Here is a 22,526-nt window from a genome sequence, read left to right on the forward strand (position 1 = left end):
AGTATCTGTAAAGACTATCTATAAAGAGTACTGGCAGGCGCACCTCCGGGAAAGGTGAGACCTGGTTCAGAGGCCAGTGGTTGCCCTCTACCCCATGCCCGTCCGCTGTGGTATCAAAGGACCCTTGGGGGGAACGGTCGACGTGGTAGTGGGCCGATAAACAATACCGTTCAACAATAACAGCACGGATTGAATAACGAGATATGACACGCTTTGGGGTATTCGGGTTGCTTCTGATCCTGATGGCCGGATCACCATCCTGGGCCCGGGACATCTATAAATACCGGGCCGCCGACGGCAGCATTCTGTTCACCGATCAGCCCCGTGACCGGGTAGGTCCGGAGTATACCCTGTTGTCCGTCCGCAAGGGCTGGAATTACGTGCCCCGCGGGCTCACCGCGGCCCAGCGTGACCGCTATGACGACGTCATCGCCCGCGCCGCCCGCGCCCATAATGTGGAGGCGGCGCTGGTCAAAGCGGTGATCCACGCCGAATCCTTGTTTAATCGCCTGGCGGTATCCCGGGTCGGCGCCCAGGGGCTGATGCAACTGATGCCGGAAACCTCCCGCTATCTTCAGGTGCTGGACCCCTTCGATGCCGACGAGAACATCGACGGCGGCACCCGTTTCCTCGCCTATCTGCAGGGCCGCTTCGACGATCTGGATCGGGTGCTGGCGGCCTACAACGCCGGAGAAGGCAACGTTCGCCGCTACGACGGCATCCCGCCCTTTGCCGAAACCCGGGCCTATGTGCGGAAAGTGAAAGAGTTGAGACTGCGCTATCAGGTGCAGTTGGCCGCCCGCTCCGATCAGGACGACGACGCCCTGGCGGTCCGCTGATCCACAGCATCAGTCCCCGTCGGCCACCCACACGCCCAGCCAGGGCCCCTCATAATCGATATGGTAGCGGCGCAGTTGGTAGCTCTGTCCCGGGCAGCGGCCGCTGTCCAGAGAGAATTCCAGACCATGCCCCGGGCAACGGAGCACGCCGCGATGGACCGTGGCCCGCTCCAAAGGAAAGTCACCATGGGGACAGCGGCGCTGAATCAGCCAGGTACGTCCGTCATCGTGCACCAGCAACAGCTCCACCCCGGCCACCCGCACCGGCAGGCGCAGGCCGTCGTACAGCTCCAGAGTGCGAATGATGCGGTGAAACATGCTGTTCCCTCTTTTTCGGGAACGATAGCACGGAGAGGGTTTGTGTAGGCAATAGCCATCTCCGTCCGTGGGCCAAAGGTCTCTAAAGCCGCCGTAGGAGCTTGCCCTGCAAGCGAATCTCTTGTCGGAGCTCGGGAGACGAATTCGCTTGCAGGGCAAGCTCCTACAGCGGCTTCGTAGCCCCCCCTTCGTGAGAAAAACCGCGATGGGCGTGCCGATATAAGCCGATATAAGGCCACAAAAAAAGCCGTGCCCCTTTCGGGACACGGCTTTTTCGTTCAGCACGGACCGATCAGTGGCCGTGTTTCTCCGCCAGGTAGAACCAGGTATCCAATACCGAATCCGGGTTCAGCGACACTGAGGAAATGCCCTGCTCCATCAGCCACTTGGCCAGATCCGGGTGATCGGAAGGGCCTTGGCCGCAAATACCCACGTACTTGCCCTGGGCATTGCAGGCGTCGATGGCCATCTTCAGCAGCGCCTTCACCGCCGGATCGCGCTCATCGAACAGATGGCTGACGATACCGGAGTCACGGTCCAGGCCCAGGGTCAGCTGGGTCAGGTCGTTGGAGCCGATGGAGAAGCCGTCGAAGAACTTCAGGAAGTCATTCGCCAACAGCGCGTTGGTGGGCAGCTCACACATCATGATGATGCGCAGACCGTTCTCACCCCGCTTCAGACCGTTCTTGGCCAACAGATCGATGACCTGCTCGGCTTCGCCCGGCGTACGCACGAAGGGCACCATGATTTCCACATTGGTGAAGCCCATCTCATCGCGTACTTTCTTCAGCGCGCGGCATTCCAGCTCGAAGCAGTCGCGGAAGTTCTCGCTGATGTAACGGCTGGCGCCGCGGAAGCCCAGCATCGGGTTCTCTTCCTCGGGCTCATAGAGCTTGCCGCCGATCAGGTTGGCGTATTCATTGGACTTGAAGTCCGACAGACGCACGATGGCTTTTTCCGGGTGGAAAGCGGCGGCCAGGGTGGAAATCCCCTCCACCAGTTTTTCCACGTAGAAATTCACCGGATCGGTATAACCGGCGATGCGCTTGTCGGCGGCCTGCTGTACGTCCCGCGGCAGGGTGTCGTAGTTCAACAGGGCCTTGGGGTGCACACCGATCATGCGGTTGATGATGAACTCGAGACGGGCCAGACCCACGCCCTGGTTCGGCAGCGCGGCGAAATCGAAAGCACGGTCCGGGTTGCCCACGTTCATCATGATCTTGAACGGCAGCTTCGGCATGGACTCGATGGAGTTACGCTGAACATCGAAGTCCAGCATGCCTTCATAGATGTTGCCGGTATCACCCTCGGCGCAGGACACGGTCACTTTCTGGCCGTCCGTGAGCTGCTCGGTGGCGTCGCCACAGCCGACGATGGCCGGCACACCCAGCTCGCGGGCGATGATCGCGGCGTGACAGGTCCGGCCACCCCGGTTGGTAACAATGGCGGCGGCCCGTTTCATCACCGGTTCCCAGTCCGGGTCGGTCATGTCGGTGACCAAAACGTCACCGGGCTGCACTTTTTCCATTTCCTTGATGTTGGAAACGATCCGCACCGGACCGGCGCCGATACGCTGGCCAATGGCGCGACCTTCCACCAGCACCTTGCCGGTCTGCTTGAGCAGGTAGCGCTCCATGACGGATGCGTCGGAACGGCTCTTCACCGTCTCCGGACGGGCCTGCACGATGTACAGTTTCTGGTCGTCGCCGTCCAGCGCCCATTCGATGTCCATGGGCATGCCGTAGTGCTTTTCGATCTCGATGGCCTGACGGGACAGATCCGCCACCTGGGCATCGGTGAGACAGAAGCGCAGGCGGTCCTCGGCGCTCACGTCCACGGTCTGCACGGACTTGCCGGCCACCGCTTCGCTGCCGTAGACCATCTTCTGCATCTTGCTGCCGAGGTTACGGCGCAGGATGCTCGGGCGCTTGTTGAGCAGGGTTTTCTTGTGAACGTAGAACTCGTCCGGGTTCACCGCGCCCTGCACCACCATTTCGCCCAGGCCATAGGACGCGGTGATGAAGACCACGTCACGGAAGCCGGATTCGGTGTCCAGGGTGAACATCACACCGGCGGCGCCGGTCTCGGAGCGCACCATGCGCTGGATGCCCGCGGACAGGGCCACCAGTTTGTGGTCAAAGCCCTGATGCACCCGGTAGCTGATGGCACGGTCGTTGAACAGGGACGCGAACACTTCCTTGACCGCCACCATGACACTGTCCAGGCCGCGGATATTGAGGAAGGTCTCCTGTTGACCGGCAAAGGAGGCATCGGGCAGATCTTCCGCGGTGGCGGAAGAGCGCACCGCCACCGGCAGATCACCGTTGCCTTCACACATCTGTTCGTAGGCGTCGCGAATGGCGGCTTCCAGGGCTGGCTGGAACGGCGCGTCCACCACCCATTTACGGATTTGCTCACCGGTCGCCGCCAGCGCTACCACGTCGTTCACGTCCAGGCTACTGAGCGCGTCATTGATCTTGGTGGTCAGGTCGTTGTGTTCCAGAAACTCGCGGAAGGCTTCCGCGGTGGTCGCGAAACCGCCGGGAACGGACACACCGGCCGCCGCCAGGTTGCTGATCATCTCGCCGAGGGAGGCGTTTTTACCACCGACGCGTTCCACGTCTCCCTTGCCCAGATCCTTAAACCAGACTACGTACTCCGCCAAGGTCGTCTCCTTAGATATTGCTGGCCGATACTGTGGAAACCCACTGTTTAATACATCCCGGTCCAGGCCGGGGGCGCCCGGAACCGTGGAGAAAAATTAACCAGGAGTTCCTTTACCGGATTGAACCGAGCCGCCATTCTACTCAAAACCAAGGCGGTTTGCCCGCATGGATTGGGTAAACTGTTACGACTTTCGTTTATGGCCGGGCCGGCGTTACGGCCAACCGACCGCCGCGGGCCCGCATTTGCGCCCCGCTATCTGTACCCACGAGGAGCCTCACTGCATGAAAAGATCCGCATTCTACGTCTCCGACGGCACCGGAATCACCGCCGAGACGCTGGGTCACAGTCTTCTAAGCCAATTCGGCAGTGTCGAATTCAGCCAGACCACCATCCCCTATGTCCAGTCCAATGACCTCGCCCGCGAAGCGGTAACGCGGATCAACCAGGCCGCCGAGCGCGATGACGCCGCGCCGGTGGTGTTCTCCACTCTGGTCCACGATGACCATCGTGAGATCCTGCACACTTGCAAGGGGCGCGTGCTGGACCTGTTCACCGCCTTCCTGCAGCCGCTGGAAGACGAATTGGGGGTGCGTTCCAGCCACCAGGTGGGCCAGAGCCACGCCATCCGTGACCAGCAGGCCTACCGGATTCGCATCAACGCGGTGCACTTCGCCCTCGACAACGACGACGGCGCCCGCACCCGCCACTACGATCAGGCCGACGTCATCCTGATCGGCGTATCGCGCTCCGGCAAGACCCCCACCTGCCTGTATCTGGCGCTGCAATTCGGCCTGTTCGCCGCCAACTATCCGCTCACCGAGGACGATTTCGACGACCTGCGTCTGCCCGACAGTCTGGCCCCGCACAAGGACAAGCTGTTCGGGCTGACCATCAATCCCGACCGGCTCAGCGCCATCCGCAGCGAACGCAAGGCGGGCAGCCGTTACGCGTCGCCACGCCAATGTGAGATGGAGGTCCGCGCCCTGCAGGCCCTATACAACAAATTCAATATTCCCCATCTGGACGCCACCGAGCTGTCCATCGAGGAAATCAGCACTCGCATCCTGGCCATGAAAGGCCTGACCCGACGGCTGCAGTAAGCAAAGAAAAGGACAACAACATGACCCTTGGACTGTTTCGTCGCGATGGCGACCTTTATCACCCGAACCAGGCGGCGCTGGGCCCCTGGAGCCCCGATTTTCTACATGGAGGCTCCCCTTCCGGCCTGTTGGCGGCAGTAATGGAGGACGCCATGGACGGCGCCGACCTGCGCCTGGCCCGCTTCACCCTGGACCTGCTGCGCCCGGTACCCAGCCAGCCATTGCAGGCCACGGTGGAAACCGTGCGTGCCGGGCGGCGCCTGCGGGTGCTGCAAGGCACCCTGATGGCGGACGGCGTGGTCACCGCCCGGGCCACCGGGCTGTATCTGGAACGCACACCGGTGACCGTGCCCGCCGATGCCCGCTTCGGCGATCATAACCTGCCCGCCAGGGACAACCGGCCGGTGGCGTCACTGATCGCGGTGGCCGAGCGCGACCAGGAAAAGCCGCGTCTGACGCTGCCCGGCCTGCACAGCACCGTGGAGGTGGCACTGATCGATGGCGTTGAAGGGCGCGGACGGGGACGGGCCTGGATGCGGCTGCCGGTCCCGGTCATCGACGACATGCCCTGCTCCACCGTGGTGCAGGCCGCCACCCTGTCGGATTTCGGCAACGGTGTGGGGCAATTGAAGGTGGCCTCGGACATCGGCTCTATCAATGCCGATATCAGCCTCTACCTGCATCGCGATCCACGGGGCGACTGGTTGGGACTCGACGCCGTCTCCCGCATGGAGGACAACGGCAACGGCCTGGTGGAAACCACCTTGTTCGATGAGCACGGTCCGGTGGGCCGGGTGCTGCAGGCGACGCTGGCAATGCCGGTTTATAGCGGCGGGTAAAGGACCCTGCGACTGAATGCCATCGGTATCACGGCTCGATGGACAATAAAAAAGGCCCAGCTTGTGGCCGGGCCTGGGTGCGACGCCTCGGCGTCGCTGGGGTTGGCGGGGTTGCCGCCAGTCTTGGGCGGCTTACCGGTGGTGCGGTACGGGGACCGAGTCAGATCACCAGCAAGTCCATGAAGTCGTTAACCGGGGTCCTTTCCAGCGTCGCCTGATCCTTGCACAGCTCGAATACCGCCCTGACCCGCCCGCTCGGAAACCGGGTTTCCAGATTACGCTTGAACTTGGTTTCAAGCAGCGGAATGCCTTCCGCGCGACGGCGACGGTGGCCAATGGGGTATTCCACGGCGACCTTGTCGGTGCAGGAACCATCCTTGAAAAACACCTGAATGGCGTTGGCGATGGATCGTTTCAGCGGGTCATAATAATCCTTCGTGTAGCGTTCGTCTTCCTCGATCTGCATTTTGTCACGAAGTTCGTCGATCAGCGGATGAGCAGCGTGGAAATCGTCCTCATAATTTTCCGCCACCAGGTCGCCGAAGATCAAAGGCACCGCCGTCATATACTGGATGCAGTGATCCCGATCCGCCGGATTGGCCAGCGGCCCTTCTTTGGAGATGATGCGGATCGCCGAGTCGTGGGTGGTGATGACGATCCGGTCGATCTGGTCCAGGCGATCCTTTACCTGCGAGTGCAAGGTCACGGCGGCTTCGCAGGCGGTCTGGCTGTGGAATTCCGCTGGAAAGCTGATCTTGAACAGAATGTTTTCCATCACATAGGATCCGTACTCCCGCTGAAAGCGGAAACGGCGCTCGCCTTCCGGCTTCAGCTTCTGATCCTTGTTGGTTTTGGAAAACAACACATCATAAAAACCCCACTGCGGCGCGGTGAGCGCGCCGGGGATCCCCATCTCGCCACGCAGCGCGATGTCCGCCAGCCGCACCGCCCGGCTGGTGGCGTCACCGGCGGCCCAGGACTTGCGTGAACCAGCGTTGGGCGCGTGCCGATAGGTACGCAGGGACTGACCGTCGACCCAGGCGTGGGACACCGCGGACAACAGCTGCTCACGATCCGCGCCCATCATCTTCGCCACTACCGCCGTGGAGGCGACCTTCACCAGTACCACATGATCCAGACCGACCCGGTTGAACGAGTTTTCCAGTGCCAGCACACCCTGGATCTCATGGGCCATGATCATGCCCTCCAGCACCGTCTTCATGGTCAGCGCCGGCTTGCCATTGGCCAGGTTCTTTTGCGAAAGATGATCCGCCACCGCCAGGATGCCGCCAAGATTGTCCGACGGATGGCCCCACTCCGCCGCCAGCCAGGTATCGTTGTAGTCCAGCCAGCGGACAATGCAGCCGATGTCCCAGGCGGCTTTCACCGGATCCAGCCGGAACGGCGTGCCCGGCACCCGGGCGCCATGGGGCACCACCGTTCCCTCCACCAGCGGGCCCAGATGTTTGCTGCACTCCGGGAAACGCAGTGCCAGCAACCCGCAGCCGAGCGTATCCATCAGACAATTGCGGGCGGTATCCCAGGCTTCCGGGGACTCGACGCGGTAATTGAGGACGTAATCGACAATCGCCTGAATTTCCGGGTCATAGTCCGGGCGTTGGTTCTGATCGACGTTACTACTCATCGGACTCACTCCTTTTCCATTATCCAAGGCGGAATGGCGGCGGCTATCCGACGTTCAAGATGCGGGATGGGCGTTGCCCGGTCAATCCGATCCGGGCACCCGCACCCAGCCTTCCATCAGCACTCGCGCACTGCGGCTCATGATGGCCTTGGTGGCGGTCCATTCACCGTTGACCTCGGCGGCCTCGGCGCCGACCCGCAAGGTGCCGGAGGGGTGGCCGAAACGCACCGCGTTACGTTCACCGCCACCGGCGGCCAGATTCACCAGGGTGCCGGGAATCGCCGCGGCGGTGCCAATGGCTACCGCCGCCGTCCCCATCATGGCGTGATGCAGTTTGCCCATGGACAGAGCACGTACCAGCAGATCCACATCATCGCTACTCACCGCTTTGCCACTGGAAGAGGTGTACTCGGCCGGCGGTGCGACAAAGGCCACCTTGGGCGTATGCTGGCGCGCGGCCGCTTCGCTGACGTCCTTGATCAGGCCCATGTGCACGGCACCGTGGGCACGAATGGTTTCAAAACGAGCCAGCGCTTCGGCGTTCTCGTTGATGTCGCCCTGCAGTTCGGTGCCGGTGTAACCAATGTCCGCCGCGTTGACGAAAATGGTGGGAATGCCGGCATTGATCAGCGTCGCTTTCAGCTTGCCCCCCTCCACCACATTGGCGGGAACGTCCAGTTCATCCACCAGATTGCCGGTGGGGAACATGGCGCCGTCGCCATCCGCCGGATCCATGAATTCGATCCGCACTTCCGCCGCCGGGAAAGTGACGCCGTCCAGTTCAAAATCCCCCGTCTCCTGTACCTCACCGTTGGTGACCGGCACATGGGCGATAATGGTCTTTTCAATGTTGGCCTGCCAGATCCGCACCACCACCGTGCCGTTTTCCGGAATGCGCGCCGGATCCACCAGGCCGTTGCTGATGGCGAAGGAACCGACCGCCGCGGTGAGATTGCCGCAGTTGCCGCTCCAGTCGATAAAGGGTTGATCAATGGAAACCTGACCGAACAAATAATCCACATCGTGGTCCGGTTTTTCGCTTTTCGACAGGATCACCGTTTTGCTGGTGCTGGACGTGGCGCCGCCCATACCGTCGGTGTGCTTGCCGTAGGGATCGGGGCTGCCGATCACCCTCAGCAACAGCTTGTCCCGGGCCTCGCCAGGAACCCGCGCCGCTTCCGGCAGATCCTTCAAATTGAAGAAAACGCCCTTGCTGGTGCCACCGCGCATGTAGGTGGCGGGAATTTTTATTTGCGGTACGTGGGGCATGATTGTCTTCCTGTTTTATCAGATTTCCCCAACGGGAACACTTATACCTTGTAGCCTCACCCTCTCCCCCGGCCCCTCTCCCCTCAAGGGAGAGGGGAGACAAGACAAACCTTTCTATTCGGTCCCCTCTCCCTTGAGGGGAGAGGGACAGGGAAAGGGTGAAACGGCCTTGAAGATCGTCTCCAACACCGCTTCCGTACTCTTCAGAATGTCATTGTTCCAGAAACGCAGGACACGATAGCCTCGCTCTTCCAGCCAACGATCCCGCTGCCGGTCGCCAGCGCTATCACTGTGTTGACCACCGTCCGCTTCAACGATCAGCCGGGCACCGAAGTGCACGAAATCCACGATGTAAGGGCCGATCGGTTGCCGGCGGCGAAATTTGCCGCCAGCCAGCCGGTGGGCTCTCAGATGCTTCCACAGCAGACGCTCGGCGTCTGTCATGTTAGCTCGCAAATCCTTTGCGAAACGGTGGCGGTAGTCCATTACCGGCCTCCTGTGCTGACAAGATTTATCCCGCTTCCGCCATGAACTCCTTGGCGAATTTCTGCAGGATGCCGCCGTTGGCGTACACCGACACTTCCTCCGCCGTATCCAACCGGCAGATCATCGGCACGCGATCCACGTCGCCATTCTTGCGGGTAATCACCAGCGTCAGGGTCGCACGCGGTGCCAGCTCACCTTCCACGTCATAAATTTCGGTGCCGTCGAGCTTGAGCGTGTTGCGGGTGGTACCTTCCTCGAACTGCAAAGGCATCACGCCCATGCCGATCAGGTTGGTACGGTGAATCCGCTCGAAGCCTTCCGCGGCGATCACCTCCACACCGGCCAGCGCCACCCCTTTGGCGGCCCAGTCGCGGGACGAGCCCTGCCCGTAATCCGCGCCGGCGACGATGATCAGCGGCTGCTTGCGCTCCATGTAGGTTTCGATGGCTTCCCACATACGCATCTGCTGACCTTCCGGTTCCACCCGTGCCAGCGAGCCCTGGATCACGTCACCGTTGTCATCACGGCACATCTCGTTGAACAGTTTCGGGTTCGCCAGTGTCGCGCGCTGAGCGGTCAGGTGATCGCCCCGGTGCGTCGCGTACGAGTTGAAGTCCTCTTCCGGCAAGCCCATCTTGTGCAGGTAGGCGCCGGCGGCGCTGTCCAGCAGGATGGCGTTGGAAGGCGACAGGTGATCGGTGGTGATGTTGTCCGGCAGGATCGCCAGCGGACGCATCCCCTTCATCTGACGCTGCCCCGCCATGTTGCCTTCCCAATAGGGAGGGCGGCGAATGTAGGTCGATTGCGGACGCCAGTCGTACAGCGGGCTGGCGGCACGGGCGCCGTCGCCCTTCTTCTCGAACATCGGGATGTAGGTCTTGCGGAACTGCTCGGGTTTCACCGCCGACTTCACAATGGCATCGATCTCTTCATCGGAGGGCCAGATGTCCTTCAGATAGATCGGGTTACCATCCTGATCCTTGCCCAGCGCATCCTTCTCGATGTCGAAACGGATGGTGCCGGCGATGGCGTAGGCCACCACCAGCGGCGGCGAGGCCAGGAACGCCTGCTTGGCGTAGGGATGAATCCGGCCGTCGAAGTTACGGTTTCCGGAAAGCACCGCGGTGGCGTACAGATCACGCTCGATCACTTCTTTCTGGATCTCGGGATCCAGAGCACCGGACATGCCGTTGCAGGTGGTACAGGCGAACGCCACCACGTCGAAGCCCAGGTTCTGCAGCTCGGGCAGCAGACCGGATTCTTCCAGGTACATCTTCACTGTCTTGGAGCCCGGCGCCAGGGAGCTCTTCACCCACGGCTTGCGCACCAGGCCCAGCTTGTTGGCGTTGCGGGCCAGCAGACCGGCGCCGATGATGTTGCGCGGATTGGACGTATTGGTACAGCTGGTGATGGCCGCGATGATCACCGCGCCATCGGGCATCAGCCCTTCTTCCTCTTCCCATTCCTTGGCGATGCCGCGATCGTGCAACTGGGACACCGGCAGCAGCGCATGCGGGTTGGACGGGCCGGCCAGGTTACGCTCAACCCCGGACAGATCGAATTTCAGCACGCGCTCGTACTCGGCGGTCTTCAGGCTGTCCGCCCACAGGCCGGTTACCTTGGCGAACGTCTCCACCAGAGCCACCTGGTCGTCTTCGCGACCGGTCAGCTTCAGATACTCGATGGTCTGATCGTCGATGAAGAACATGCCGGCGGTGGCGCCGTATTCCGGGGTCATGTTGGCGATGGTGGCGCGATCGCCCACGGACAGGCTGTCCGCGCCTTCACCATAGAATTCCAGATAAGCACCGACCACCCGCTCGCGGCGCAGGAATTCGGTCAATGCCAGCACCAGGTCGGTACCGGTGATGCCCGGCTTCAATTTGCCGGTCAGTTCCACGCCGACAATGTCGGGCAGGCGCATCATGGACGGATTGCCCAGCATCACGTTTTCGGCTTCCAGACCGCCCACGCCCACGGAAATCACGCCCAGGGCATCGACCATCGGCGTGTGGCTGTCGGTACCCACACAGGTATCCGGATAAGCCACGCTCCGTCCGCTGCCATCAGAACGGACCTGCACCACCGGAGACATTTTCTCCAGGTTGATCTGGTGCATGATGCCGTTACCCGGCGGTATCACATCCACGTTATCGAACGCGGTCTTGGTCCAGTTGATGAAGTGGAAACGGTCCGCGTTACGGCGCTCTTCCACGTCCCGGTTTTTCTGGAACGCGTCTTTCTCGAACCCCGGATGCTCGACCGCCAGGGAATGATCCACGATCAGCTGAGTCGGCACCACCGGGTTCACCTTGGACGGGTCCCCGCCCTTTTCGGCGATGGCGTCACGCAGACCGGCCAGGTCCACCAGCGCGGTCTGGCCAAGAATGTCATGGCACACCACACGAGCCGGGTACCAGGGAAAATCCAAGGTGCGCTGGCGTTCGATCAACTGCTTCAGGGAATCGGTGAGCGATTCCGGTTCACAGCGGCGAACCAGCTGTTCGGCCAGGATGCGGGAGGTATAAGGCAGTTTGTCGTAAGCGCCGGACTGGATGGCGTCGACCGCGGCACGGGTGTCGAAGTAGTCGAGATCGGTACCGGGCAGCGGTTTGCGGTAATCAGTGTTCATGGCTAGGCATCAATCGAGTCGGGTTGGCGGGCTGGGTCGAGGGAGCGGCGCACCGCTCCCCTTCCCGGATCAGCGTTGCGCGATCGGGGTTACCTTGCGAATCTCCGGACCGGTGTACTCGGCGCTCGGGCGGATAATACGGTTGTCCGCGCGTTGCTCGAAGACATGACCGGCCCAACCGGTCAGGCGGCTCATCACGAAAATCGGAGTGAACAGCTTGGTCGGGATCCCCATGAAGTGGTACGCGGAAGCGTGGAAGAAATCAGCATTACAGAACAGCTTTTTCTCCCGCCACATGACTTCCTCGCAACGTACCGAAACCGGGTAAAGCACGGTATCGCCCACATCGGCGGCCAGCTTCTCGGACCAGCCCTTGATGATGGCGTTGCGCGGGTCGGACTCGCTGTAGATGGCGTGGCCGAAGCCCATGATTTTTTCCTTGCGCTCGAGCATGCCCATCATGCCCTGCTCGGCGTCGTCGGCGTCCTTGAACTTCTCGATCATGTCCATGGCCGCTTCGTTGGCGCCGCCATGCAGCGGGCCGCGCAGGCTGCCGATGGCGCCGGCGACGCAGCTGTGGATGTCACTCAGGGTGGAAGCGCACACCCGGGCCGTGAAGGTGGAGGCGTTGAACTCGTGCTCCGCGTACAGGATCAGAGACACGTTCATGACCCGCTCATGCAATTCGCTGGGGGCTTCATCACGCAGCATGTGCAAGAAATGGGCGCCGATGGAATCATCATCGGTGTTCTCTTGCACACGAACGCCGTCGTGGCTGAAGCGGTACCAGTAACAGATGATGGAAGGGAAACAGGCGAGCATGCGGTCAACGCAGTCTTCCTGGTTCGGGAACACGCCCAGAACCGAGGTGTCTTCCTGCTCAAGATTACCGAGCATGGAACAGCCGGTGCGCATCACATCCATCGGATGGGCGTCCTTGGGAATACGCTCGAGCACTTCCTTGAGAGCCTGGGGCAGACCGCGCAGCGTTTTCAGTTTGGCCTTGTATTCGTCCAGTTGCGCCTGGGTGGGCAGTTCGCCCTTGAGAATCAGGTAAGCCACTTCCTCGAACTGGCAGTGTTCCGCCAGGTCCTTCACGTCATAGCCCCGGTAAGTGAGCCCGGAACCGGATTTGCCCACGGTGGACAGAGCGGTTTTACCTGCTACCTGGCCTCGCAGGCCGGCGCCCGCCAGTTTCTTGCCTTCTGCCATTATCATTCTCCTGCTTCAATTCCGGTGTTTACGTCTGCCCTCTCCTCGGCCGGGAGAGGCGTTGTCATCAGCCCTTGCCCTTGGCGAACAACTCGTCCAGCTTGCGCTCGTAGTCGTGATAGCCGAGGAAATCGTACAGTTCCATACGCGTCTGCATGGTGTCGACCACTTCTTGCTGGGTACCGTTCTCGCGGATTTCGCGATACACCTTCAGCGCGGCCTGGTTCATGGCGCGGAACGCCGACAGCGGATACAGAATCATGCTGGCGCCGGCATCGGCCAGCTCTTCACGGGTGAACAGCGGCGTGGCACCGAATTCCGTGATGTTGGCCAGCAACGGCGCGCCACCAATGCCATCGGCGAAGGCCCGGTAGTCATCCAGAGTGTGCACGGCTTCGGCGAAGATGCCGTCAGCCCCGGCTTCCAGACAGGCGCGGGCGCGTTCCACCGCCGCGTCCAGCCCTTCTTTCTGGAACGCGTCGGTACGGGCGATGATGAAGAAATCATCGTCGGTGCGGGCATCAGCGGCGGCCTTGATGCGGTCCACCATTTCTTCCTGGGAGACGATTTCCTTGTTGGGACGATGGCCGCAGCGTTTCTGCGCTACCTGATCTTCCAGGTGCACGGCGCCGGCGCCGGCACGAATCATTTCCTTGACGGTACGGCCAATGTTGAAGGCCCCGCCCCAGCCGGTGTCGATGTCCACCAGCAGCGGCACCTCGCTGGCGGCGGAAATCCGGCGAACATCCTCCAGCACGTCGTTCATGGAAGTGATGCCCAGATCCGGCAACCCATAGGAGGCGTTGGCCACGCCACCACCGGACAAGTAGATCGCCCGGTAGCCCACCTGTTCCGCCATCATGGCGCAGTAGGCATTGATGGTGCCCATGATCTGCAGGGGCTTTTCTTCGGCCAGTGCCCGTCGAAAACGGGCGCCGGCGCTGTTCGGCTGGCTCATTGTCATCTCCTGTGTCGGTTCCACCCGGCTCGCGGCGCGTGACGCTCAGACGGCGTCCGGCTCTCTCCGCTTCGCCTGCTGTTCGATATTTTCTCTTGCCCGGCTGATATGGCGGCGCATCAACAGCTCCGCCAGGTCCGCGTCCCGCGCTTCGATCGCCTCGACGATACGGCGATGCTCGTTGAGGGCCTTCTGCGGCCGGTTGGACACGGTACTGAACTGGTAACGGTACATTCGCACCAGGTGATACAGCCCGCCCACCAGCATCTGGATCAGCGTGGCGTTGTGGCTGCCCTGGATAATGCGGTAATGGAAATCGAGGTCGCCCTCGCGCTGAAAGTACGCGGTGTCCTCGCGCAGGTCCTGCTGCTGTTCATGCTGACCGAGCAACGCGGTCAGCCCGCGCACTTCCTCATCACTCATATTCTCGGCGGCAAGGCGTGCGGCCATGCCTTCGAGCGCCTCACGCACGTAGTAGATTTCGATCAGATCGTCGAAGCTGAGGGAGGTCACGCGGGTGCCCACATGGACCACCCGTTCCAATAACTTGCGGGATTCCAGGCGGCGCAGGGCTTCGCGTAAAGGGCCACGACTGACGCCGTAGCGGTTGGCGAGATCGGTTTCGCTGACTTTGGTGCCGGGTGCGATCACACCGCGCACGATATCGTCCTGGAGACGGGCAAACACCCGATCCGCCAGGGTTCTTACGTTATCGTCGAGGGTGTGGGTCATGGCATTCATTGTCGACAATTGAAGGATCAGGTGGCGACTTTACCCGTCACCCTCTGATCTTTCAATGGTTATTGTCGACAATGGTGCCAGAGCAAGCTCAGAGAGCGCAGCTACTGCCCTGATAGCGCCATTCCACCGAGCCGCGGCTTTCGGAGTCCTGACGCTCCAGGTCATCGCTTCCGGCGGCCCGCAACTGTGCCGGGCGGTATAGATCACGCCAGATACCGCGCAGTCGCTCACTGTAGCGGTCCGTGCGATACAACGGGCGGTTGCCGCTGGTCAGATCCAGAGTGCCATCAATGCGGGTGCCAAAATGAGGCGTACCGGCCTTGTTGGCGGCCCCGGGCGCCAGCAGCAAGGTCACTGTCGCACGGCTCTGGCTGGCGGCGGTGACCAGTCCGGCGGGCACCACTTCATCCTCGCAGGACGCGGCGGCGTAAGCGGCGCCGTCGGCGGAGATACGCACCACGAAGGTTTCAATCTGGTTCTCATCGGCCCGATTACGCTCACGGGCCTGGTTCGGTTCCAACGTCCGACAGCCGCCGCTGCTGTCATGCAGGCACGCCGGATAGTTGCCGTTGCTGCCCAGTTCCTTGGTGGGAATAAAATCCGAGCACTGCTCCGAACTGCCGGTACAGGCCCGTTTCAGGGTCACCGAGTAATAGCCGGCGGCCACGCTGGCGCCATCGCCGTTCACCATCATCGGCCCGGTCTGCGTGGCGCGGACACTCAGGCCGAGGTTGCCGGAGCCCAGTACACTCCCCTGAACTCGCCCGGCTTCACCGCCACCCGGCGCGGACGGGCTGCCCGGCAGATCCAGTGCGAAGTCGGTGACAAAACCGCCCGCCACGCGCTGATTGATATAGAGCGCGCGATGCCCCAGCAGACGCCCGGTCAGGGTGGCATCGGTGCTGGCGGCGCTGCTGTTCAGCAGACCGACGATATGCCCTTGCTGGAAAGTCAGTCCCGCCGTCAGCGTGGGGACGCCCTCCCAGGTCACCAGATCCTCGCCGCCGCCGTTGTCCGGATCCCCTTTTTGCAGTTGTCCCAGGCCCAGCACGCGGCCATCCGGCAGTACCAGGGCTTCCATGCGCAAGGCGCTCTGATTGGTGTCGAACGCCTCGGGTTGATCACAGGGCGCGGCCCCGTCCTGGCAGGTCTCCAGGGCATACTCCCCTGCGCGCGTCGCCCTATTGGCGTTACTGATCCGGGCGGTCACCGTGGACGGATCCGCTGGAAAACCAGAGACCGGGACCTCGGCGGACACCGCACCCAGCAACGGCTGCCAGGCGGTACGGAAAGCGGCGTAGTCCGGATAATCAAATTCCAACGCCGGCACCAGGGCGTCGAAATGCTCGCTGACCAGTTCGTTGACCACCTCGGGCAACTCCAGCCGGGAAGTGGCCGGATCGCTGTCCAGCGCCATCAGCAGCGCCGCCCGGTTACGCACCCGATAGTCGCCGGCGTCGATCCGCCGTGGCGCCTCCACCATATCGGCCAGAGTGAAACGATAGTCGCGGGTTGTCAGCCGTTGCGGCAAGTAGGCTTCGCCGAGGGTAACCCAGCGCCCTTCGTAACGGCGATCACCCAGAAAGAAAGCGATGCTTTCAGCGTTCGATGGGCACAGGGCCTGGTTCGCCGGCAACTGCTCGGTGGCGGTGTCCAGTACATAGTAAAGAGCGCGGCCACACTCGTAGGACAGATTGGTCGCCACGGTGCCTTCCAGCGTCACCCGATGCTCTCCGCCGGGTTCCAGCAAACACCGCGCCGTGGAGGGACAGACCCCCACATCATGCTCGGCATAGCTTTTGCCCCCGCCGCCGCAGGCCGCCAAGGCCAGACAAGCGGACATCAACAACAGTTTTTTCATGCGCGTTTATTCCTTCGCCACGGCTCGCCGCCCGGCGCCGGGAGCGCTACACTAGCCGGCCTGTTTTCGCCGCCCGCGAGCCTTTCCCGACACCTCATGCTTGATAGCGTTCACGTCGTCTTTCATCAAAATGGCCGTTTGCTGGCCCTCGGGCCGCCCGATCACACCCTGTACGCGCAAGACCGGGAAGCCCTGAAAGCCCTGCCGGAACGGGTCGCCGATGCGCTTGCCCAGGGTTACCGGTTCGCCTGCGGCCTGCTCCCCTATGCCGCGGGCCTGGCCCTGCACGGTATTGGCGGCTGCGATACACCAGCGGTGGTGCATCTTTACCGGTCCATGCCGCGGCCGTTCCACCAGCAACCAGGCACCTTCCGTCTGACCCGGCCATTCCAGGCACAGCAAACTGCTGATAAGTATGCCTATGCACTGCAAAGGATCAGTTGCTATCTCGTAGCCGGAGATTGCTATCAGGTAAATTACAGTCAACGTTTCGATGCCCGCTTCCAAGGCGACCCGCTGATCGCCTTCCAACGGCTGGTGCACGCGCACCCCGCGCCCCATGCCTGTTTTTTCCGTGATCGGGGCGAGGCGGTGTTCGGCGTATCGCCGGAGCGCTTCTTGCGGGTGGACGGCCGCGACGTGGTTACCGAGCCGATCAAGGGCTCGCGGCCGCGCGGCGATGGCGAGGAAGAGGATCGGCGTCTGGGCGAGGCCTTGCTGGCCAATCCCAAGGATCGCGCCGAGAACCTGATGATCGTGGATCTGTTACGCAACGATCTGGGGGCGGTTTGCGAGCCGGGCTCGATAACGGTGGACCCGCTATTCGAATTGCGCCGCTTCAGCAACGTGCAGCATCTGGTGTCCACCGTGCACGGCCGCCTGCGCCCGGACGTGACGCCCCTGGCCGCGCTGATCAGTGCCTTTCCCGGCGGCAGCATCACCGGCGCGCCGAAGAAACGGGCGATGGAAATCATTCAGGAACTGGAATCGGTACCGCGTGGCCCCTATTGCGGCACATTGTTCTGGCAGGACGATCAGGGACGGTTGGACAGCAACATTCTGATTCGCACCCTCTACACCCGGGGCGACGCACTGCACTGCCACGGCGGCGGCGGCATCGTGGTCGATTCCACCACCGAGGAAGAATATCGGGAAAGCCGCTTTAAAGTAGAAAAGCTGATGGCGGTGTTGTAACGCCAAACGCCGCCTCCCATCCGGCCGAATGTCAAAGCCACCGTAGGAGCCAGCCCTGCTGGCGAATGGACCTACAGACCCAGATTCACCAGCAAGGCTGGCTCCTACAGTGGCTTCCTGGCCGTCTGTGAATGCATGCCTGCAACGCTCGCGATGCCGAGTCAGCCCTCCTCAGTCCCCCACAGGGTCGGCTCGCCGTTCTGCTCCGCCATGGAGCGCAGCTTGTCCAGATGGCGCTGAAGATCGCCGCCATCAGCCGACACCACCCGCAGCGAAGGGCGGTCCGCGCTCAACCGGCGAATTGCCTCCGCCTGCCGCTGACCGCCACTGCTGCCATCCTGCCCGTCCAGGGAAAGGTTGGTCTGGCCGCCGGTCATGGCCAGATAAACGTCGGCGAGGATCTCGGAGTCAAGCAGAGCGCCGTGCAATTCCCGGTGGCCATTGTCCACGTCGTAGCGGCGGCACAACGCATCCAGGCTGTTCTTCTGCCCGGGGTGCATTTCCCGCGCCAGCCGCAGGGTATCCAGCACCCGGCAGCGCTGCTCCACCGTGCCCCACCTGGCGCCCAGCAGCTTCAACTCGTGATTGATAAAACCGACATCGAAAGGCGCGTTGTGAATCACCAACTCGGCGCCGTCGATGAAATTGACGAATTCCTCGGCGACTTGCGCGAACACCGGCTTGTCGGCGAGGAATTCCAGGGTGATGCCGTGCACCTCCATCGCCCCCTGGTCGATCTCCCGTTCCGGGTTGATGTACAGGTGCAGGTTGTTACCGGTAATGCGGCGGTTCATCACCTCCACACAACCGATCTCGATAATACGGTGGCCGGCGGCGGGCTCCAGGCCGGTGGTTTCCGTATCCAGTACAATCTGTCTCATCCGTCCACACTCATCTGATCAATTCCACGGTTGGCCAGGCGGTCGGCCCGTTCGTTCTCCACGTGCCCGCTGTGGCCTCGCACCCAGCGCCATTCCACCTCGTGGGGGGCGGCGGCCTGATCCAGGCGCTGCCACAGATCGGCGTTCTTCACCGGCTGCCGGGAAGCGGTGCGCCAGCCGCGCCGCTTCCAGTTGGCCATCCATTCGGTGATGCCCTGACGCACATACTGGGAATCGGTGGTCAGCACCACCCGGCAGGGTGACTTCAAGGTTTCCAGAGCAACGATGGCCGCCATCAATTCCATGCGGTTATTGGTGGTCAACGGCTCACCGCCGAACAGTTCCCTCTCGTGCTCGCCATGGCGCAGCAACGCGCCCCAGCCTCCCGGCCCCGGATTGCCACGACAGGCACCGTCGGTAAAAATTTCCACTGTCTTCAAGAACCACTACTCCACTTACTTTCAATATTCATTCTTTCGATATTCATTCCACATTGCGTTGCCAGCGGGCCACGGGCACGGAAATGACCGTTGGACGTGATGGTTCGCCGCGCCGGAACGACGGCGCCAGCGGCCGCACCATGGCGGCCCGCTTGCGCGCCACCAACAGATAACAGGCGCCGTGGCGCCACCACAGGCGCCGCCCCAGCCATTCCAGCCACGCCAACCGGCGGCGGCCACGCTCACCGAGCGGCAGGTTGTGGAAGCCGCTGGCCAGGCCTTCCACTTCAAACCCCAGCACCTGCAGCCAATCACTCACTCGATAGGGGGTGAAGTAACGTCCCACCCAGCCCGGCCGGCGACGGGCGCCGGGCCGGAACCAGCGCGCCAGCCCCAGCAGACTGACCGGTTGAAACGACACCACCGCGATCATGCCGCCCGGCGCCACGCAGCCAGCGGCCTCCCGCAGCACCTGATGCGGCTCGTCCTGAAACTCGAGACCGTGATGCAGTAACAATACATCCACGCTGTTCTTGGCGATGGGTAAGGCCTTGGCCTGCGCTTGTACCTGCCCTCGGCCCAGCTCCGGCGGCGTGACGTTGCAGCACCAGGGAATACGAATGCCTTCCAGCATATCCCGGCAGGCACAGGAACCCACCGACACCGCCCGCTGCCCCACCAACCTGGGCAGCCAGTCGGCGAGCAACTCGCGCTCCTCGTGGAGCAGGGCGCGGCCGGCGTCGCTGTCCAGCCAGCGATCAAAGCGATGCGGCATATCCTGGGGATGACGCCGATAAGGGCCGCGGGGCAAGGGGGGTAACTGCATCCGTGACACTCTCCCTGGTAGGCTCGACTCCGTGGTAGGCTTAACGCTGACGTTCAGTGCCAAATATCAGTTCCAAATAAGGGTAGCACGACATGCTTCAGACCCCTACGGCGATTCCCGCCTTCCAGGACAATTACATTTGGGCCCTGCGCCGTGACCAGCACTGCGTGGTGGTTGACCCCGGCGACGCCGCTCCGGTGGAAGCCTGGCTGCGCCAGCAGGGTCTGATTCTGACCGGCATCCTCATCACCCATCACCATCCCGATCACGTCGGCGGCGTCAACACCTTGCTGGAACACCGGGATATCCCGGTATACGGCCCGGCCCGGGAAACCATTCCCGGCCTCACCCACCCTCTCAATGACGGCGACCGGGTGAAGCTGGCCGATCTGGATCTGGATCTGGAACTGGAAGTACTGGACGTACCCGGCCACACCCTGGGACACATCGCCTACCATGCCCGCCAGCCGGGCTGGTTGTTCTGCGGCGATACTCTGTTCGCCGGCGGCTGCGGGCGCCTGTTCGAGGGCACTCCGGAGCAGATGCACCACTCGTTGTCACGACTGGCAGCGCTGCCCGAAGGCACCCAGGTCTTTTGCGCCCACGAATATACCCTGGCCAATCTCACCTTCGCCGCCAAGGTGACGCCGGAGGACCCGGATGTGCGCACGCGCCTCAACGACGTCAAGGCGCTGCGCGATGCCGGGCGCATCACTCTGCCCTCCACCATCGCCGTGGAGCGCCGCACCAATCCGTTCCTGCGCGCCACCGAGCCCGCTCTGCGCCAGTCCTGTGAGCGCCACTTCGAGGCGCCGCTGGACACCCCGGTGGACAGCTTCGCCGCCCTGCGGCGCTGGAAGGACAGCGGCTGACGCCGGATTTAACCTTGCCGTAACCTTTCCCGGTCCCTAGAATTCACCGGAATTTCAATAGCCATATAATTGACATGCATAGACTTCTAGGCGTTTTTGCCTTGGGGGTGTTGTGGTTTGGCGGGGGCTGCTCACTGACACCATCCGTGGATGAACTGCCGCCCATGCCACCGGCGGCACCGGAGCCAGAACCGGAACCAATACCAGAACCAGAGGCGGGCACACCCGGCCTCGCCATCGCCGAGCCGGCGGAACAAGACCAGGATCTCTGGGCGCGGCTGCGCGAAGGGTACGGCCTGCCCCGGGTGGACAATTCCCGAGTGGAAGAACAGCGGGTGTTCTACACCCGCCACCCGGTCTATTTCACCCGGGTCACCACGCGCGCGGAACGCTACCTGAAGTTCATCATCGACGAAGCCGAAGCGCGACACATGCCCACCGAACTGGCTCTGCTGCCAGTGGTGGAAAGCGCCTTCGACCCCTTCGCCTATTCCCACGGCCGCGCCGCCGGACCCTGGCAGTTCATTCCCTCCACCGGCCAGCATTTCGGCCTGCGCCAGGATTGGTGGTACGACGGCCGCCGCGACATCATCGCGTCCACCCGCGCCGCCCTGACCTATCTGCAACAGCTCGCCGACCGTTTCGACGGCGACTGGCTGCTGGCGCTGGCCTCCTACAATGCCGGTGCCGGTACCGTTCTCCGGGCACAGAAACGCAACGAAGCGGCGGGCAGGCCCACGGACTTCTGGAGCCTGGATCTACCCACTGAGACCACCGCCTATGTGCCCAAGCTGCTGGCGGTGGCGGATATCGTCAGAAATCCGAAGCGATACGGCGTGGCTCTGCACCCGATCACCGATGTGCCCTACTTCATCAGCGTCGACACCGGTGGGCAGTTGGACCTGACCCAGGCCGCCAGACTGGCCGAAGTGCCGATGGAAGAGCTGTATTTGCTTAATCCCGGCTTCAATCGCTGGGCCACGGCCCCCGCCGGACCGCACCGTCTGCTGGTACCGGCGGACAAGGCGGAACGGTTCAAGGCCGGTCTGGCCAACTTGCCCGCCGGCCAACGGATGCGCTGGCAGCGTTACACCATCGCCCGCGGCGACAATCTGCAAAGCATCGCCCGCCGCCACCGTACCAAGGTGCAGGTACTGCGCGAGATCAATCACCTCAAGGGCAACACCATCATCGCCGGCAAAACCCTGTTGATTCCTCAATCCGCCCGAGGCAGCGCCGCTCCGGCCGGGGACGACAGCAATCCGCGGGGCCGGCGGCTGGCACACAAGGTTGGTGATGGCGATACCCTGTGGGATCTGGCCCGGCGTTACCAGGTGGCGGTACGTGACCTGGCCCAATGGAACGATCTCGACCCCAAGGATCCACTGCGGGTCGGGCAGACCCTGAAAGTGTGGAGTGGCGACGAAGACGGCGGCCAGACGCAACGTTCCGAAATGGTCCGCCAGGTCCGCTACTCAGTACGCCACGGTGATTCGTTGTACACCATCGCCAATCGCTTTAATGTGTCCGTGAACGACATTCGCAGTTGGAATAATACCCTGAGCAAGCGCCGCTACCTGCGTCCCGGTGATCGTGTCACGCTGTTCGTGGACATTCGCGACGCCCCCTGATCGAACCGTGCGGGCCGCCGGAACGCCGCGCGCCGCTCATGGTCTATACCCTGTCGAAGGCGCCGAAAGCTGGCACCCAAGCCTTCGACAGGCTCTAATGTGGGATTCGATGACG

The 22,526-nt window shown here is 62.4% G+C and carries 19 protein-coding genes; 6 read left to right on the forward strand and 13 right to left on the reverse strand.

Annotated features, from left to right (window positions below; translation table 11 throughout):
* The first annotated feature begins 203 nt into the window (after positions 1-203).
* Complete coding sequence (locus tag B5T_RS11600; protein WP_014994697.1) at positions 204-839, forward strand: lytic transglycosylase domain-containing protein; 636 nt, start codon at positions 204-206, stop codon at positions 837-839.
* A 9-nt stretch (positions 840-848) separates the two neighbouring features.
* Here the strand turns inward: B5T_RS11600 and B5T_RS11605 are convergent, their stop codons facing one another.
* Positions 849-1,157 (reverse strand): Rieske (2Fe-2S) protein, encoded by a 309-nt coding sequence (locus B5T_RS11605; protein ID WP_014994698.1) that lies wholly within the window; start codon positions 1,155-1,157, stop codon positions 849-851.
* 292 nt (positions 1,158-1,449) lie between these two features.
* On the reverse strand, positions 1,450-3,822 hold the full coding sequence (gene ppsA / locus B5T_RS11610) for a phosphoenolpyruvate synthase (RefSeq protein ID WP_014994699.1): 2,373 nt from the start codon (positions 3,820-3,822) through the stop codon (positions 1,450-1,452).
* A gap of 283 nt (positions 3,823-4,105) precedes the next feature.
* Here ppsA and ppsR point away from each other — a divergent pair, with 283 nt between their 5' ends.
* Positions 4,106-4,924 carry a posphoenolpyruvate synthetase regulatory kinase/phosphorylase PpsR gene (gene ppsR, locus B5T_RS11615; RefSeq protein WP_014994700.1) on the forward strand — a complete coding sequence of 273 codons (819 nt, stop codon included), beginning with the start codon at positions 4,106-4,108 and terminating at the stop codon, positions 4,922-4,924.
* A 20-nt stretch (positions 4,925-4,944) separates the two neighbouring features.
* On the forward strand, positions 4,945-5,763 hold the full coding sequence (locus tag B5T_RS11620) for a thioesterase family protein (RefSeq protein WP_014994701.1): 819 nt from the start codon (positions 4,945-4,947) through the stop codon (positions 5,761-5,763).
* A 160-nt stretch (positions 5,764-5,923) separates the two neighbouring features.
* Here the strand turns inward: B5T_RS11620 and prpD are convergent, their stop codons facing one another.
* The 8 genes from prpD to B5T_RS11660 all read right to left on the reverse strand — a co-directional run bounded on the left by prpD (position 5,924) and on the right by B5T_RS11660 (position 16,567).
* Entirely contained in the window at positions 5,924-7,408 is a 1,485-nt protein-coding gene (gene prpD / locus B5T_RS11625) for a 2-methylcitrate dehydratase (RefSeq protein WP_014994702.1), read from the reverse strand.
* Between the two features lie 81 nt (positions 7,409-7,489).
* Positions 7,490-8,677, reverse strand: a complete 1,188-nt coding sequence (prpF, locus tag B5T_RS11630) for a 2-methylaconitate cis-trans isomerase PrpF (RefSeq protein ID WP_014994703.1) — start codon at positions 8,675-8,677, stop codon at positions 7,490-7,492.
* A gap of 114 nt (positions 8,678-8,791) precedes the next feature.
* On the reverse strand, positions 8,792-9,163 hold the full coding sequence (locus B5T_RS11635) for an endonuclease domain-containing protein (RefSeq protein ID WP_014994704.1): 372 nt from the start codon (positions 9,161-9,163) through the stop codon (positions 8,792-8,794).
* Between the two features lie 25 nt (positions 9,164-9,188).
* On the reverse strand, positions 9,189-11,795 hold the full coding sequence (acnD, locus tag B5T_RS11640; RefSeq protein ID WP_014994705.1) for a Fe/S-dependent 2-methylisocitrate dehydratase AcnD: 2,607 nt from the start codon (positions 11,793-11,795) through the stop codon (positions 9,189-9,191).
* A gap of 69 nt (positions 11,796-11,864) precedes the next feature.
* Positions 11,865-13,007 carry a bifunctional 2-methylcitrate synthase/citrate synthase gene (prpC, locus tag B5T_RS11645; RefSeq protein WP_014994706.1) on the reverse strand — a complete coding sequence of 381 codons (1,143 nt, stop codon included), beginning with the start codon at positions 13,005-13,007 and terminating at the stop codon, positions 11,865-11,867.
* 67 nt (positions 13,008-13,074) lie between these two features.
* A complete protein-coding gene (prpB, locus tag B5T_RS11650; protein ID WP_014994707.1) occupies positions 13,075-13,965 on the reverse strand; it encodes a methylisocitrate lyase in 891 nt (296 codons plus the stop codon).
* Between the two features lie 45 nt (positions 13,966-14,010).
* Entirely contained in the window at positions 14,011-14,697 is a 687-nt protein-coding gene (locus B5T_RS11655) for a GntR family transcriptional regulator (protein ID WP_014994708.1), read from the reverse strand.
* Positions 14,698-14,794: 97 nt separating this feature from the next.
* Entirely contained in the window at positions 14,795-16,567 is a 1,773-nt protein-coding gene (locus B5T_RS11660) for a hypothetical protein (protein WP_014994709.1), read from the reverse strand.
* Between the two features lie 96 nt (positions 16,568-16,663).
* Here B5T_RS11660 and B5T_RS11665 point away from each other — a divergent pair, with 96 nt between their 5' ends.
* Positions 16,664-17,761, forward strand: a complete 1,098-nt coding sequence (locus tag B5T_RS11665; protein WP_014994710.1) for an anthranilate synthase component I family protein — start codon at positions 16,664-16,666, stop codon at positions 17,759-17,761.
* Between the two features lie 161 nt (positions 17,762-17,922).
* Here the strand turns inward: B5T_RS11665 and dnaQ are convergent, their stop codons facing one another.
* The 3 genes from dnaQ to B5T_RS11680 are packed head-to-tail and all read right to left on the reverse strand — an operon-like array spanning position 17,923 to position 19,908.
* Positions 17,923-18,642 carry a DNA polymerase III subunit epsilon gene (gene dnaQ / locus B5T_RS11670; protein WP_014994711.1) on the reverse strand — a complete coding sequence of 240 codons (720 nt, stop codon included), beginning with the start codon at positions 18,640-18,642 and terminating at the stop codon, positions 17,923-17,925.
* Positions 18,639-19,082 carry a ribonuclease HI gene (gene rnhA, locus B5T_RS11675; protein ID WP_014994712.1) on the reverse strand — a complete coding sequence of 148 codons (444 nt, stop codon included), beginning with the start codon at positions 19,080-19,082 and terminating at the stop codon, positions 18,639-18,641. The genes dnaQ and rnhA overlap by 4 nt, the downstream gene beginning before the upstream one ends.
* Before the next feature lie 43 nt (positions 19,083-19,125).
* Positions 19,126-19,908, reverse strand: coding sequence for a class I SAM-dependent methyltransferase (locus B5T_RS11680; RefSeq protein WP_014994713.1), 783 nt, complete (start codon positions 19,906-19,908; stop codon positions 19,126-19,128).
* A 92-nt stretch (positions 19,909-20,000) separates the two neighbouring features.
* Between B5T_RS11680 and gloB the strand changes: the two genes are divergently transcribed.
* A complete protein-coding gene (gene gloB / locus B5T_RS11685) occupies positions 20,001-20,780 on the forward strand; it encodes a hydroxyacylglutathione hydrolase (RefSeq protein ID WP_014994714.1) in 780 nt (259 codons plus the stop codon).
* A gap of 74 nt (positions 20,781-20,854) precedes the next feature.
* Positions 20,855-22,411 (forward strand): LysM peptidoglycan-binding domain-containing protein, encoded by a 1,557-nt coding sequence (locus B5T_RS11690; protein WP_041716995.1) that lies wholly within the window; start codon positions 20,855-20,857, stop codon positions 22,409-22,411.
* The last annotated feature ends 115 nt before the right edge of the window (positions 22,412-22,526 follow it).

The organism is Alloalcanivorax dieselolei B5 (assembly GCF_000300005.1).
Classification (GTDB): Bacteria; Pseudomonadota; Gammaproteobacteria; order Pseudomonadales; family Alcanivoracaceae; genus Alloalcanivorax; species Alloalcanivorax dieselolei.

What these genes read in the sequence shown, in the direction of transcription:
- B5T_RS11665 (WP_014994710.1), top strand. Translation starts at nt 16,664, where the DNA reads ATGCTTGATAGCGTTCACGTCGTCTTTCATCAAAATGGCCGTTTGCTG.
- B5T_RS11620 (WP_014994701.1), top strand. Translation starts at nt 4,945, where the DNA reads ATGACCCTTGGACTGTTTCGTCGCGATGGCGACCTTTATCACCCGAAC.
- B5T_RS11660 (WP_014994709.1), bottom strand. Translation starts at nt 16,567, where the DNA reads ATGAAAAAACTGTTGTTGATGTCCGCTTGTCTGGCCTTGGCGGCCTGC.
- prpF (WP_014994703.1), bottom strand. Translation starts at nt 8,677, where the DNA reads ATGCCCCACGTACCGCAAATAAAAATTCCCGCCACCTACATGCGCGGT.
- ppsR (WP_014994700.1), top strand. Translation starts at nt 4,106, where the DNA reads ATGAAAAGATCCGCATTCTACGTCTCCGACGGCACCGGAATCACCGCC.
- B5T_RS11655 (WP_014994708.1), bottom strand. Translation starts at nt 14,697, where the DNA reads ATGACCCACACCCTCGACGATAACGTAAGAACCCTGGCGGATCGGGTG.
- acnD (WP_014994705.1), bottom strand. Translation starts at nt 11,795, where the DNA reads ATGAACACTGATTACCGCAAACCGCTGCCCGGTACCGATCTCGACTAC.
- B5T_RS11635 (WP_014994704.1), bottom strand. Translation starts at nt 9,163, where the DNA reads ATGGACTACCGCCACCGTTTCGCAAAGGATTTGCGAGCTAACATGACA.
- B5T_RS11600 (WP_014994697.1), top strand. Translation starts at nt 204, where the DNA reads ATGACACGCTTTGGGGTATTCGGGTTGCTTCTGATCCTGATGGCCGGA.
- prpD (WP_014994702.1), bottom strand. Translation starts at nt 7,408, where the DNA reads ATGAGTAGTAACGTCGATCAGAACCAACGCCCGGACTATGACCCGGAA.
- dnaQ (WP_014994711.1), bottom strand. Translation starts at nt 18,642, where the DNA reads ATGAGACAGATTGTACTGGATACGGAAACCACCGGCCTGGAGCCCGCC.
- B5T_RS11680 (WP_014994713.1), bottom strand. Translation starts at nt 19,908, where the DNA reads ATGCAGTTACCCCCCTTGCCCCGCGGCCCTTATCGGCGTCATCCCCAG.
- gloB (WP_014994714.1), top strand. Translation starts at nt 20,001, where the DNA reads ATGCTTCAGACCCCTACGGCGATTCCCGCCTTCCAGGACAATTACATT.
- B5T_RS11605 (WP_014994698.1), bottom strand. Translation starts at nt 1,157, where the DNA reads ATGTTTCACCGCATCATTCGCACTCTGGAGCTGTACGACGGCCTGCGC.
- prpB (WP_014994707.1), bottom strand. Translation starts at nt 13,965, where the DNA reads ATGAGCCAGCCGAACAGCGCCGGCGCCCGTTTTCGACGGGCACTGGCC.
- B5T_RS11690 (WP_041716995.1), top strand. Translation starts at nt 20,855, where the DNA reads ATGCATAGACTTCTAGGCGTTTTTGCCTTGGGGGTGTTGTGGTTTGGC.
- prpC (WP_014994706.1), bottom strand. Translation starts at nt 13,007, where the DNA reads ATGGCAGAAGGCAAGAAACTGGCGGGCGCCGGCCTGCGAGGCCAGGTA.